This window comes from Aeromicrobium sp. (assembly GCF_036675695.1).
In the GTDB taxonomy this organism is placed as follows: domain Bacteria; phylum Actinomycetota; class Actinomycetes; order Propionibacteriales; family Nocardioidaceae; genus Aeromicrobium.
Window position 1 is genome coordinate 1 of record NZ_JAKFEL010000044.1, and the last position, 13,632, is coordinate 13,632.

Consider the following 13,632-nt stretch of genomic DNA (forward strand, 5'->3'; position numbering starts at 1 on the left):
ATCTGACCTCTCCCTGTAACCTCGACGGGTGGCAACACCTGATTTCGCAGAACAGCTCAAGGCCCTCGACGCGACCCTGACGTCGATCGAGAAGGTCCTCGACCTCGACTCCATCCGGACCGAGATCGCGTCCCTGCAGGAAGAGGTCGGCGACCCCGGACTCTGGGACGACCAGGCCAACGCGCAGCGCGTCACCAGCCGTCTGTCCGGTCTGCAGGCTGAGGTCGAGCGCGTGACCGGACTGCGCCAGCGCCTCGACGACGTCGAGATCATGCAGGAAATGGCCGCCGAAGAAGGCGACGCTTCCGCTGAGGCTGAGGTCACCAGCGAGCTGGTCAAGATCCAGAAGGCCATCGACGCCCTCGAGGTGCGCACGCTGCTGTCGGGGGAGTACGACATGCGCGACGCCCTCGTCTCGATCCGCTCCGGCGCTGGTGGCGTGGATGCTGCCGACTTCGCGCTGATGCTGCAGCGTATGTACATCCGCTGGGCCGAGCGCCACGGCTACACCGTCGAGGTCTACGACACGTCGTACGCAGAAGAAGCCGGGCTGAAGTCGACCACGTTCGCGATCAAGGCGCCTTACGCGTACGGCACGCTCTCGGTTGAGGCTGGCACGCACCGCCTCGTACGCATCTCGCCGTTCGACAATCAAGGGCGACGTCAGACGTCGTTCGCAGCCGTCGAGGTCGTGCCAGTGCTTGAGCAGACCGACGAGATCGACATCCCGGAGGAAGAGATCCGCGTCGACGTCTACCGCTCCTCGGGTCCCGGCGGCCAGAGCGTCAACACCACCGACTCCGCCGTACGCCTGACCCACATTCCGACCGGCACGGTCGTCAGCTGCCAGAACGAGAAGAGCCAGCTGCAGAACAAGGCCAGCGCCATGGTGATTCTGAAGGCCAAGCTGCTCGCCCTCAAGAAGGCGGAAGAGCGGGCGCAGCTCGACGAGATGCGCGGCGACGTACAGGCGTCATGGGGCGACCAGATGCGCAACTACGTCCTCAACCCGTACCAAATGGTCAAGGATCTGCGCACCGAATACGAGACCGGCAACACGCAGGCGGTGCTCGACGGTGAGATCGACGACTTCATTGAAGCCGGAATCCGTTGGCGCCGGGGTCAGGCCGCCTAGGCAGGTATGGACGCGCTCGGGATCGACGAGGTATTCGCTGCCGTCGATCGAGCCGAGTTCCTGCGACCGGAGGACCGGGCGCTCGCATCCGTCGATGCTCCGCTCCCCATCGGCAACCGCCAGACCAACTCTCAGCCCACGACTGTGCGAAACATGTTGGAGCTGCTGGACGTACATCCCGGAGCGCACGTGCTCGACGTCGGAGCGGGTTCTGGCTGGACGACGGCTCTGCTCGCTCGGCTCGTGGGTTCTTCCGGCTCGGTACTCGGCGTCGAGCTCGTCCCTGAGCTCGCAATGTGGGGAGCCGACAACCTCGCCAAGCAGGAGACGACATGGGCCTCGATCCGGCCAGCTGACCCGGACGTGCTTGGCGCGCCGGACGCGGCTCCGTTCGACCGCATCCTCGTGTCTGCGTCAGCGCGCAAGCTTCCCGACTCCCTCGTCGAACAGCTGGGTGTCGACGGAGTCATGGTCGTGCCAGTGGGCCACGCGATGACACGAGTACGCCGTACGGCCGAAGGCCTTGTCACCACGACGCACGGCGCGTACTCGTTCGTGCCGCTCGTCGAAACCTAGTCGCCCGAGCTGAAGGCCGCGTCGAACGCCGCTTCCGGTGCGTCGAAGAGGTTCTTCTTCACGAACGCCAGCGCCTCAGGTGCTCCGAGCAGGCGATCCATGCCGGCGTCTTCCCACTCGATCGAGATGGGGCCGTCGTAGCCGATGGTGTTGAGCATGCGGAAGCACGCCTCCCATGGCACGTCGCCCCGACCCGTCGACACGAAGTCCCACCCGCGCCGGGGGTCGGCCCAGGGCAGGTGCGAGCCGAGTCGGCCGTTGCGACCATTGCCGACCTGCTTCTTCGCGTCCTTGCAGTCGACGTGATAGATCCGGTCCTTGAAGTCCCACAGGAATCCGAGCGGATCGAGGTCCTGCCAGATGAAGTGGGACGGGTCCCAGTTGAGTCCGAACGCCTCGCGATGACCGATCGCGTCGAGCGCCGCGTGAGTCGTCCAGTAGTCGTATGCGATCTCGCTCGGGTGCACCTCGTGCGCAAACCGCACGCCCTCTTCATCGAAGACGTCGAGGATCGGGTTCCAGCGATCGGCGAAATCCTGGTAGCCGGCGGCCACCATCTCCTCAGACGCTGGCGGGAACATCGCGACGTACTTCCAGATGGACGAGCCGGTGAAGCCAATGACCGTGTCGACGCCGAGCAGCTTGGCGGCGCGGGCGGTGTTCTTGAGCTCTTCGGCGGCTCGCTGACGTACGCCTTCGGGATCTCCGTCGCCCCAGATGCGCGACGACAGGATTCCTTCGTGGCGCCCATCGATCGGGTCGTCACAGACAGCCTGACCGGTCAGGTGGTTGGAGATCGCGTAGACCTTGAGGCCGTTCTTCTCCAGGATGTCGTGGCGCGACTGTACGTACTGCGGGTCCTCAACGGCCTGCCACGGGTCGAAGTGATCGCCCCAGCAGGCGATCTCGAGGCCGTCGTAGCCCCACTCACCAGCGAGCCGCGCCACCTCTTCGAACGGCAGGTCAGCCCACTGCCCGGTGAATAGAGTGATCGGTCGTGCCATCTCAAGCTCCTGTCGTATGAGTGGTGCCGTCCTCGGAGCTCGCGGCCACCGCGTCGAGGACGCGCTGGACGGCGAGGCCGTCGGCAAATGAAGGTACGGGGTCTTTGCCCGCGGCGATGTCGTTGACGAAGTCGACGACCTGGTGGGTGAAGCCGTGCTCGTAGCCGAGCCCGTGCCCGGGTGGCCACCACGCGGCGATGTAGGGGTGCGATGCCTCGGTGACGATGATCCGACGGAACCCGGCGATCGAGGGATCCTCGGTGCCGTCGAAGAACTCGAGCACGTTCATGTCCTCGAAGTCGAACGCCAACGAACCCTTCGAGCCGTTGACCTCGAGCCGCAGGCCGTTCTTGCGGCCATTGGCGAAGCGGGTGGCCTCGAACACGCCGATGGCGCCGTCGACGAAGCGGCCGGTGAAGACGGCCGCATCGTCGACGGTCACCGGACCACGTTCAGCATCGGAGCTGGCAGACCCCCCGAGCGTCGCGTGTTCGCCCCCGATTGGGCGCGTCTTGACGAATGTCTCAAGCATCCCGTTCACCGATGCGATCTGCGAACCAGTGACGTACTGAGCCATGTCGATGATGTGGGCTCCGATGTCCCCGAGAGCGCCGGAGCCAGCCTTGTCCTTGTCGAGGCGCCAGTTGAGTGGTGCGTTCTCGTCGGTCAGCCAGTCTTGGAGGTACTGAGCGCGTACGTGTCGGATCGTGCCGATGCGACCGTCAGCGACCAGCTTCTGTGCGAGCGCAACGGCGGGCGTACGGCGATACGTGAAGCCGACCATGGCGCGTATGCCGTTCTTGGCGGCCTCGGCCGCGGCGGCCGTCATGGCCTCGGCCTCGGCGACGTTGTTGGCCAGAGGCTTCTCGCACAACACGTGCTTGCCGGCCTTGAGTGCCTCGATGGCAATCTCGGCGTGGGTGTCGCCCGGAGTGCAGATGTCGATCACGTTGATGTCGTCGCGCTTGAGCAGCGCGCGCCAGTCGGTCTCGACTGACTCCCAGCCGAAGCGTTGGGCAACCTTGCCGGCTGCATCCTCGTTGCGGCCGCAGACGGCGGCCATACGGGGGTGGAGCGGAAGATCAAAGAAAGCTGGGGCGGTGCGCCAGGCCTGCGAGTGGGCTGCGCCCATGAAGGCGTAGCCGACCATGCCGATCCCGAGTGCGTCAGTCATCTGGCTTGCCTTCCGGAATGTATGAGGTGGAGAAGTGGTGTTGGGGCCTGCGCACCAGGCAGCTGATGCGCAGGCCCCTGCCTATCAGGACTCGAAAGCCGACGGGAGGTACGTGTCGACGTTGTCCTTCGTCACCACGGGCGCCGCGAGCTTGATCTGGCGCGGCACCTCGATCTCGGCGAGGTCAGACATCGACTTGCCCTGGACGAGCAGGCGAGCCATCTTGATGCCGTCGGCAGCCTGTGTCGACGGGTAGACGACCGTCGCCTTGAGCACCGTGTTGTCCGCCTTGATGTCGCGCATGACGTTGGCCGAACCAGCGCCACCGATCATCACGAACTCGTCACGGTTGGCGTTCTTGATGGCGGCGAGCACGCCGACACCCTGATCGTCATCGTGGTTCCACAGGTAGTCGATCTTCGGAGCAGCCTGCAGAAGGTTGGATGCAGCCTTCTCACCCGTCTCAACCGTGAATTCAGCCGCAACGCGGTTGTTGACCTTGAGGCCACAGACCTTGAGTGCGTCCTTGAATCCGCGTGAGCGATCCTGTGTCAGGGGCAGCGAGTCGATACCGGCGATCTCGGCAACAACCTTGTTCTTGTCACCCTTGGCGTCGTCGCAGACGAACGTTCCGGCGGAGACACCCATGCCGTAGTTGTCGCCCAGAATCGTGCTGCGGGCGGCGAACGGCGAGTTGAACTCACGGTCGACGTTGATCACGACGATGCCGGCGTCCATGGCCTTGCGGGCCACAGCTGTCATGGCTGCACCATCGAACGGCAGCAGGACGATTGCGTCGACCTTGTCGTTGATGAATGTCTCCACCTGCGAGATCTGCAGGTTGACGTCGTTGGTGCCTTCGGCGACCTTGAGTTCGACGTCGTCGTACTCCTTGGCCTGGGCGATCGCCGATTTGGTGATGGAGCCCATCCAGCCGTGGTCGGCTGCAGGAGCCGAGAAGCCGATGACTACCTTCTCGCCGGACTTGTCGTTGTCGGTGTTGCTCTTGCCAACGGCGTCGCTGGTGTCGTCGCCGTCGCCAGAGTTGGTACACGCTCCGAGTGCGAGAGTCGCCGCCGCGAATGCGCCGACAAGGGCGAAGGCGCGGCGCCTCCGTGGATGGATGGTGGACATATGTGACTCCTGTTGTGATGGGGGTGTGACGTGGTGGTGCAGCAATCAGGTTTTGCGATTCGCGATGCGCTGCTGCAGAAGCACAGCGACCACGATGATCACGCCCTTCGCGACATTCTGGGTCGACGTCGAGAGGTTGTTGAGCGTGAAGACATTGGAGAGCGTGGTGAAGATCAGGACGCCGAAGAGCGTGCCGACGACGGTGCCTCGGCCACCGCTCAGGAGGGTGCCGCCAATGACCACGGCGGCGATCGCGTCGAGCTCGAGCTGGAAGCCGTGCGTTGACGAGCCGGTGGTCGTGCGTGACATCAGCATCACCGCGGCGATACCGCAGGTCGTGCCGACCAGCGTGTAGAGGTAGACCGTGTGGCGCTGCACCTTGATGCCGGCCAGGCGCGCTGCCTCTGGGTTGCCGCCGACGGCGAACGTACGCCGACCGAATGTCGTGCGGTTGAGCAGGAACCAGCCGCCGAGCGTGACCACGGCGAAGATGATGACGATCACCGGGATGCCGAGAGGTTCCGCGCCGAAGAAGTCGGTGAAGCCCTGGTTGGTGATGATCTGCGTCTTGCGATCGGCGATGAGCTCGGCGAGCGCACGCGCGGAGGCGAACATCGCCAGAGTCGCGATGAACGGCACGATCTTGCCGTACGCGATCAGCACCCCGTTGATCAATCCGCAGGCCGCACCCACGACCACCGCCGCGAACACCATTGCGATCCAGCCAATGTCGTCCGCCATCGCCTGGGTGCCAGTTGTGGTCGCCCAGACGGACGCCAGCGCCACAATCGCGCCGACGGACAGGTCGAATCCGCCGCCGATGATGACGAACGTCATGCCCACTGCGACCACACCAAGCACCGCTGCAAGACGCAGGATCGTCACCATGTTGTCGGTGCTGGCGAACCGGTCGCCTGCGGTGGCGATGCCCACGATGCACAGCACGATCAGTGCGATGATCAGGCCGAGATTGCGGGCGACTCCGAGTGAGCGGGTGCCGTCTCCGCGGGCCTTCGTGCCTTCATCAACCGTGGTGGTCACGCTACGTCTCCTTGGATCATTTGCTGGTCGTCATGGGTTGCGAGGATGCGATCGAGCACGCCGGACGCGTTGATGGCGGTGCTGGGTCCTTCGTGCACGACCCGCCCGTCGGACACGACGAGCACTCGGTCCGAAAGGCCGAGTACCTCGTCGATGTCGCTGGACACAATCACGAGAGCGACTCCGGCATCGGCGAGCTCACGGATCAGGTTGTAGATCTCGGCACGCGCCCCGACGTCGACGCCCCGAGTCGGCTCGTCGAGAAGCAGCACCTTGCACGACCGCAGCAGCCAACGGGCCAGGACGACCTTTTGCTGGTTGCCGCCCGAGAGTGTGCGGATAATCCGATCGGGGGCGTCGGGTCGTACGTCGACCGACTTTGCCGCTTCGCGTGCGGCGCGACGTTCGGCGCCTTCCATGGAGATGCCATAGCGAGCGAAGCGGGTGAGGCTCGCCAGTGAGATGTTGCGGTAGACCGCGTCGTCGAGGATCAGCCCCTGGGACTTGCGCTCTTCGGGGCACAGCCCCAGCCCGGCATCCACTGCCGAGTCGACCGAGCCGTTGCGTAGCGTCTTGCCGTCTACTTTGACGGTTCCGTGGGTCGCGCGGCGTGCGCCGAACACCGTCTCGACGATCTCGCTGCGTCCAGCGCCGACGAGGCCGGCAATGCCTACGATCTCGCCAGGGCGTACGTCGAACGACACATCGTGGAACTCGCCATCCCGCCCGAGGCCTGCGACCTGGAGCAGGGGAGCGGCGTCGGGTACGTCGTCCGTACGACGAGGGAACACCGACGACACCGTCTTGCCCGTCATCAGTTGGACCAGTTCGGCCGTGGACGTTTCCTTCGCGGGCAGATCCGAGGCGACCGTCTTGCCGTCCTTGAGCACCGTGAGTCGGTCACCGATGCGGCGGATCTCTTCGAGACGGTGCGAGATGTAGATGATCGCCGTGCCTGAGGCACGCAGGTCTTCGACGACCTTGAACAGCCCGTCGACCTCATCAGGGTCGAGCACAGCCGAAGGCTCGTCCATCACGATCACTCGGGCGTCGTGCGAGAGCGCCCGAGCCATCGACACGATCTGCTTGCCAGCGGCTGAGAGGCTGCCGACCTCGCGGGTCGGACGGATCTCGGGGTGGCCAAGCGTGGTGAGGAGCTCGCGCGCTTTTTTGTTCATGTCGGAGTCGCGGGTGATGCCGCCGACTGCCATCTCGTGTCCGAGGAAGATGTTGTCGGCGACGCTGAGGCCGTCGATCAGGTCGAGCTCCTGGTAGATCGTGGCGACGCCGGTCGCCAGTGCCGCGATGGGATCGGCGAAGGTGACAGGCTCGCCCTCCCACAGGATCGTTCCCTTGTCGACACCGTGTGCGCCCGACAGGATCTTGATCAACGTCGACTTGCCGGCGCCGTTCTGGCCGAGCAGGCAGTGCACCTCGCCGGCGCGAACCACGAGGTCGACGCCGTCGAGGGCCCGGACTCCGGGGAACTCCTTGACGATGCCGCGCATTTCTAGCAAGACCATGGCGTGACCCTAGTCACACCTTTTGTCGTTCGTCAAGCAAAAGTCCGACGTTCCGTGACATACTTGAGTCACCACGACGTGTGAAGGAGGCATGGTTTACTCATGGCCATGACTGTGCCCGCCGGGCTTCCCCCCACGCTCGCCGGCACCGGAGAGCTGTTCCAGCTGTTGCGTGACGGCAGCCCTCGCACACGCGCCGAGTTGGCTCAGCTCTCATCCCTTGCGCGGTCGACTGTCACGGCTCGCGTCGATGCGCTGCTCGCGTCAGGGCTGCTGGCCCCAGTCGGTGAGGCGGCCTCGACCGGCGGTCGTCCACCCACTCGTTTTGCGCTCAACCGCGACGACCGAGTGGTGCTCGCGATCGATCTCGGCGCTTCGCACGCCAGCGTCGCAGTCACCGATCTGGCCGGCAGGATCCTGCAGCAGAAGACGATCGACAGTGACATTGCCGACGGCCCAGAGGCTGTCCTCGAGCTGGTCACGACCATCGGACTTGAGCTGCTCAAGGAGATTGGCCGTCCCATACGAGACGTCGCCGGCGTCGGCATCGGCGTACCTGGTCCCGTCGAACACGCCACCGGTCGACCGGCCAACCCGCCGATCATGCCGGGCTGGCACGACTTCGACATTCCCGCAGAGCTGGGCAAGACCTTCAAGGGACCCGTGCTCGTCGACAACGACGTGAACCTGATGGCTCTGGGTGAGTTCGTCACGTCCTGGCAGTCGTCGCAGCACTTGCTGCTGATCAAGGTGGCCACCGGTATCGGCGCCGGCGTCATTGCCGACGGGCGTCTGATGCGTGGCGCGCTTGGATCGGCGGGCGACCTCGGGCATGTTCAGGTAGCCGGAGCGCCAGACGACATCGTGTGTCGGTGCGGCAACGTCGGTTGCCTCGAGGCAATCGCCGCTGGGCCAGCCATAGCAGCCAAGTTGCGTGCGAAGGGACTCGACATCGACGGGTCTCAGGGCATCGTTGACGCTGTGGCAGCTGGCGACATCGCGGCACTGCAAGCCGTACGCGAGGCAGGTCGGGACATCGGCACCGTCCTTGCGACCTGTGTGAACCTGCTGAACCCGTCAGTCATCGTTGTCGGCGGCAAGCTTTCGGAAGCCGGCGAATACCTGCTCGCTGGCGTACGCGAGGTCGTCTACGGACGTTCGCTTCCCCTCGCCACGCACGATCTACGCATTGTCAGCACCACTGCCGGCAGTCGGGCCGGCATCCTCGGCGCCAGCGCCATGGTCATCGACGCAGTGCTGGCTCCTCGGGCGGTCGACGACTACGTGGCGCAGCAGACGGCTTGACGAGGTTCGTCTCGAACGCGATGACGACCAGCTGTGCGCGGTCGCGGGCTCCGAGCTTCAGGAATAGTCGCGACACATGGGTCTTTGCTGTCAGCGGCGACAGCACGAGGTGCTCAGCAATTTCGTGGTTGGACATTCCCCGGCCGACCAGCCCGAGGACCTCCCGTTCACGGGCCGTGAGCACGTCGAGCCTGTGGTTGGGCGGCTCGATGGTGCGCTCGGTCGGGGCGGATGCCACGAACGCCTCGATCAGGGTCCGGGTGACACGAGGAGCGAGCAGGGCCTGACCTGATGCCACGACGCGCACGGCGTCGATCAGGGCGACGGGCTCGATGTCCTTGAGGAGGAATCCGGAGGCACCCGCACGGAGCGCGCCGAAGACGTATTCGTCGACCTCGAAGGTCGTAAGCACCACGATGCGCGTATTCGCCAGCGCTGGGTCGGCCACGATGCGCCTGGTCGCCTCCAGACCGTTCACATGCGGCATCCGGATGTCCATGAGGATGATGTCGGGTCGCGTGGCGGTCGCCAGATCGACGGCTGTGATGCCGTCGACGGCCTCGCCGACAACCTCGATATCGGCTTCGGAGTCGAGGAGTGCGCGGAAGCCGGCGCGTACGAGCGTCTGGTCGTCGGCGAGCAGGACCCGGATCACGTCTTCACCGCGATCGGAATCTGCGCATGGACCCGCCAACCGCCGTCGCTCCCGGGCCCAGCCTCGAGTGTTCCGCCGAGTGCGAGAGCACGCTCACGCATACCGCGGACACCGTTGCCCGATCCCGTGCTGCTGGTTGTCACGCCTGGTCCGTCGTCGAGCACGTCGATCACGATGTCGCCGTCCAGCCGGCGCACGCTGACGACTGCATGTGATGACCCGGCGTGACGCAGAACGTTGGTCAACGCCTCTTGCACGATGCGGTAGCCGGTAGCACCGATCGAGGCGGGCAGGGTGGCGATGGCCGGGTCGATGTCGAGCTCGACCGAGATCCCCGCAGCCCGCAGTGTCGTGCCGAGTTCCTCGAGGTCGTCGATGCCATCGGTGGGGCTGACCGGTGCGATGTCGTCAGCCGTGGTGCGCAAAATGCCGAGGGTCGATCGCAGGTCGGTCAATGCCTCGCCGCTGACGCGTTTGATGTCGAGGAGGGTCTCGCGTGCCCTGTCGTGATCCTGGTCGATCAGATGCGCGCCGACGCCGGCCTGGACGTTGATGGCGACCATCGCGTGCGCGACGACGTCGTGGACGTCGCGGGCGATACGCAATCGTTCCTCGCTGACCCGCCGCAGCGTCTCCTCCTCGCGGGTCCGCTCGGCGGTCTCGGCTCGGTCGACGAGAGTGGCGAGGTAGGCACGTCGGTCCTTGATCGCGACCCCCAACAGCAGCGGCAAGCCGACGAGCGCGAGGTTCTTGGGGGTCTCGAAGTCGATCAAGCCATGTGGGCTGAAGATCGCTATTGCGAGCAGGACGAACGGCACCAGCGCGATCCCGACGTGGATCACTCGCCTGCGGCCCGCGTGCAGAGCCAGAGAGTAGCCAGCGACCATCGTCGGGAACGGAAGTGTCTGGTAGATGTGCAGCACCGGAAAGGCCGCGAACAGTGCGCCCATCGCGGCGAAGACCGCGATCGTGGGATGGGTTCGACGGAACACGACAGGCATGGAAGTAAGCACCATGACGGTGAGTGTCGCGGGTGTCACATCGGACTGCGGCTTGTCCGAAATCAGGCACTCGAGCACCATCGCGGCTGTCAGGAGCGCGACGATGCCGAGATCGGCGAGGAAGGTCCAGCGCAGCGGCGTCACCCCCCGAAAGTACGCGGAGGGCGACGCCGCTGTCATCGTCCTCAGGGAGTACGTACGTCGACGAGATCGGGCTCGGCGACACCACCCTCCTGAAGGCCGACGCGGTCATGCAGTCGACGCAGGGACATCGGCGCCCACCAGTTCCACTTGCCGAGCAGGCCCATGAGGGCTGGAACGAGCAGCGAGCGCACTACGAAGGCGTCGATCAGAACCCCCGCTGCGGTGGCGACACCGATCTGTTGGATGAACGAGATCGAGCTAGTGCTGAACGCACCGATCGCGACGGCCATGAGGATCGCCGCGGCTGTCACGACGCTCCCTGTGCTCTGCAGGCCGGCGGCAACCGACTCACGCTCGCCCGCACCGGCGTCCCGTGCCTCCTTGATCCGCCCGAGCAGGAACACCCCGTAGTCCGTCGACAGCGCGAACACGAGCGCTGCGGCGACGAGGAAGTCTGTCGGCTCGATCCCGCCGTTGGGCGTGTAGTCGAGCAATCCGGTTAGTCGCCCGTCCTGGTAGATGAAGGTCAGGATGCCAAGCGCCGAGCCCACGGTCAGCACGTTCATGAAGACGGCCTTGACCGGCAGGACGACCGAGCCGGTCATGAGCCACAGCACAAGTAGGGTCAGGCCAACCAACAGGAGCAGGGCGGCCGGCAGGCTCGACGCGATGGCGTCTTGTTGATCGACGAATCCGGCCGCGGCCCCGGTGACTTTGACGTCCAGCGTCGTGTCGATGTCGCGGATCTCGCTGACCAGTCGCTGCGCGCCATCCCCGGCCGGCGCCCCGTCGGCAGTGACGTCGATCTGCCACGTTCGCCCGTCGAGCTCGGCGGGCGGCGCGATCCCGGTGACGCCCTCAATGCGAGAGACCTCGTCGGCGTACGCCTGGACAGCGTCAGCAGGATCGCCCGAGTCCATCTGGATAGCGATCGTCACCGGGGTGTTGCCGGAGCTGGTGAAGTCGGACTGGATGGTGTCCGCCACCGTGCGTGAACTCTTGTCCACGGGGATGACTGAGCTGTCGATCGGGCTCCAGCTTGCTCGCAGCGCGGGCAGGGCGAGGGCCATCATGACGACGGCGGTTATGGCGGCAACTGCGCCGGGCCGGCGCATGACGGCATGCGACAGTCGATACCACCGCCGCGTTTCGGTCGATCGGGCGGCGGACCGACGCGTGAGCTTGGCACCCCAGAGGCCGAAGAAGGCCGGCGCGATGACGAGTGACGCCGCTGCCGCGACGATCGCGACGATCGCGCCGGCGATGCCCATCGACTTGAGGAACTCGAGTGGGAACACGGTCAACGTGATGAGTGCTACCGCGACCGTGGCCGCGGAGAATACAACGGTTCGTCCGGCGGTGCGCATCGTGACGGCGATTGCGCCCGGCACCGGGCCTTGCCGTTCGAGCTCCTCGCGGTAGCGGGTCACGAGGAACAACGTGTAGTCGATCGCGAGACCTAGCCCGAGGCCGATCACGAGATTGATCGCGAAGATGCTGAGCCCGTAGACCTGGTTGACCCCGGCGAGGGCGAGGAAGGTGCCGAGGACCGTCGTGACGCCGACGACGAGCGGCATGAGCGCGGCCCGACCTCCAAAGAACAACAATGACAGCACGACGAGGATCGGCAACGCCAATGTCTCGGCCCGGGCGAGGTCCTCTCCGACTGTGTCGCCGATCTGGAAGTTCGAGATGAGCTGCCCGCCGACCGTGACGTCATCTGCTGCCTCGAACCGATGGACTATGGCTTCAGCCACAGCGTCTCGGTCGACATCGGCCTCGACCGTTCCAGTGACCAGCGCGGACGTGCCGTCCTCGGCGACGAGGTCAGGTGAGTCGTTGGACGGAAAGGAGACGTCTACGACGCCTGCCTCGTCGGCGAGGTCCGCGGCGACCTGTTCGAGGCGATCGGACGCGGCATCGGCGCCACCGGGTGTCTCGACGAGGAGAATGATGCCGGCGCTCGGCGCGCGGCCCGTCGCGTCCTCGATCCGTTCGATCGCAACGGTCGAGTCGGCTCCACGGGGGATGAAGCCGCCCTCAGGCTCGAGGGCGCCAGCGACGGATCCGCCGAGCGCGGCGGCCGCGACGACGAACAGGAGGACCGCGACGAAGGCGCGGCGTGGGTAAGTGGCGATAATGCGAACGACTGAGATGAGCATGTTTCGATGCTGGCTGTGACACGAGGTGCGCGGCGTCGGCCACAGGGTGTAAGCCGCCGGCGCTCGTACGCCCGGGGGTGTACTCCGCTTGGAGCAGTGCAGGCACCGGGGGCGTCAGGGCGAGCCTTCCCGGCCTCGGTGGGGGAGTCTGCCTAGACTCGTTCGAGTGATTCGATTCGACAAGGTCACCAAGACCTATCCGGGCCAGAAGCGCCCTGCGCTCGACGCCCTCGACCTCGAGATCGAAAAGGGCGAGTTCGTCTTCCTGGTCGGCGCCTCGGGCTCGGGCAAGTCCACGTTCCTTCGCCTGATTCTTCGTGAGACGACGCCGACGACCGGCCGTGTCTACGTTGCCGGCAAGGAGATCAACAAGCTCTCGAGCTGGAAGGTCCCCAAGCTGCGTCGCCAGGTCGGCACCGTGTTCCAGGATTTCCGCCTGCTGCCCAACAAGACTGTCTCGGAGAACGTCGCGTTCGCGCTTCAGGTCATCGGCAAGTCGCGCAGCGAGATCGCCAAGGTCGTACCCGAGACGCTCGAGATGGTTGGTCTCGAAGGCAAGGGGCACCGGATGCCCGACGAGCTCTCCGGCGGTGAGCAACAGCGCGTTGCGGTCGCCCGCGCGTTCGTCAACCGGCCGATGATTCTGATCGCGGATGAGCCGACCGGAAACCTCGACCCCGCGACCAGCGTCGGCATCATGAAGCTGCTCGACCGGATCAACCGCACCGACACCACTGTCGTGATGGCAACCCACGACTCCACGATCGTCGACCAGATG

The 13,632-nt window shown here is 65.4% G+C and carries 12 protein-coding genes; 4 read left to right on the forward strand and 8 right to left on the reverse strand.

Going from position 1 to position 13,632, the window contains the following annotated elements; translation table 11 throughout:
- The first annotated feature begins 28 nt into the window (after positions 1-28).
- Positions 29-1,135 (forward strand): peptide chain release factor 2, encoded by a 1,107-nt coding sequence (prfB, locus tag V6M39_RS02275; protein WP_332642037.1) that lies wholly within the window; start codon positions 29-31, stop codon positions 1,133-1,135.
- 6 nt (positions 1,136-1,141) lie between these two features.
- Positions 1,142-1,711, forward strand: coding sequence for a protein-L-isoaspartate O-methyltransferase family protein (locus V6M39_RS02280; protein ID WP_332642038.1), 570 nt, complete (start codon positions 1,142-1,144; stop codon positions 1,709-1,711).
- On the opposite strand, the gene V6M39_RS02285 is transcribed toward V6M39_RS02280, so the two are convergent.
- From V6M39_RS02285 to V6M39_RS02305, 5 genes are all read right to left on the reverse strand, one after another.
- Positions 1,708-2,715, reverse strand: a complete 1,008-nt coding sequence (locus V6M39_RS02285; RefSeq protein WP_332642039.1) for a sugar phosphate isomerase/epimerase family protein — start codon at positions 2,713-2,715, stop codon at positions 1,708-1,710. The genes V6M39_RS02280 and V6M39_RS02285 overlap by 4 nt on opposite strands.
- A 1-nt stretch (position 2,716) precedes the next feature.
- Positions 2,717-3,889 carry a Gfo/Idh/MocA family protein gene (locus V6M39_RS02290; RefSeq protein WP_332642040.1) on the reverse strand — a complete coding sequence of 391 codons (1,173 nt, stop codon included), beginning with the start codon at positions 3,887-3,889 and terminating at the stop codon, positions 2,717-2,719.
- 84 nt (positions 3,890-3,973) lie between these two features.
- Positions 3,974-5,023, reverse strand: a complete 1,050-nt coding sequence (locus V6M39_RS02295) for a substrate-binding domain-containing protein (RefSeq protein WP_332642041.1) — start codon at positions 5,021-5,023, stop codon at positions 3,974-3,976.
- A gap of 45 nt (positions 5,024-5,068) precedes the next feature.
- Positions 5,069-6,064: an ABC transporter permease gene (locus V6M39_RS02300; protein WP_332642042.1), complete on the reverse strand. Its 996-nt coding sequence runs from the start codon at positions 6,062-6,064 to the stop codon at positions 5,069-5,071.
- On the reverse strand, positions 6,061-7,587 hold the full coding sequence (locus V6M39_RS02305; RefSeq protein ID WP_332642043.1) for a sugar ABC transporter ATP-binding protein: 1,527 nt from the start codon (positions 7,585-7,587) through the stop codon (positions 6,061-6,063). Before V6M39_RS02305 ends, V6M39_RS02300 begins: the two co-directional genes overlap by 4 nt.
- A 108-nt stretch (positions 7,588-7,695) precedes the next feature.
- On the opposite strand from V6M39_RS02305, the gene V6M39_RS02310 reads away from it, so the two are divergent.
- Complete coding sequence (locus tag V6M39_RS02310) at positions 7,696-8,892, forward strand: ROK family transcriptional regulator (RefSeq protein ID WP_332642044.1); 1,197 nt, start codon at positions 7,696-7,698, stop codon at positions 8,890-8,892.
- On the opposite strand, the gene V6M39_RS02315 is transcribed toward V6M39_RS02310, so the two are convergent.
- The 3 genes from V6M39_RS02315 to V6M39_RS02325 are packed head-to-tail and all read right to left on the reverse strand — an operon-like array spanning position 8,831 to position 12,854.
- Positions 8,831-9,547: a response regulator transcription factor gene (locus V6M39_RS02315; protein ID WP_332642045.1), complete on the reverse strand. Its 717-nt coding sequence runs from the start codon at positions 9,545-9,547 to the stop codon at positions 8,831-8,833. The two genes, V6M39_RS02310 and V6M39_RS02315, sit on opposite strands and share 62 nt — an antisense overlap.
- Positions 9,544-10,692 carry a sensor histidine kinase gene (locus tag V6M39_RS02320; protein WP_332642046.1) on the reverse strand — a complete coding sequence of 383 codons (1,149 nt, stop codon included), beginning with the start codon at positions 10,690-10,692 and terminating at the stop codon, positions 9,544-9,546. Before V6M39_RS02320 ends, V6M39_RS02315 begins: the two co-directional genes overlap by 4 nt.
- A 41-nt stretch (positions 10,693-10,733) precedes the next feature.
- A complete protein-coding gene (locus tag V6M39_RS02325) occupies positions 10,734-12,854 on the reverse strand; it encodes an MMPL family transporter (RefSeq protein WP_332642047.1) in 2,121 nt (706 codons plus the stop codon).
- 166 nt (positions 12,855-13,020) lie between these two features.
- On the opposite strand from V6M39_RS02325, the gene ftsE reads away from it, so the two are divergent.
- Positions 13,021-13,632: cell division ATP-binding protein FtsE (ftsE, locus tag V6M39_RS02330; RefSeq protein WP_332642048.1), on the forward strand; the 612-nt coding region annotated here is incomplete at its 3' end.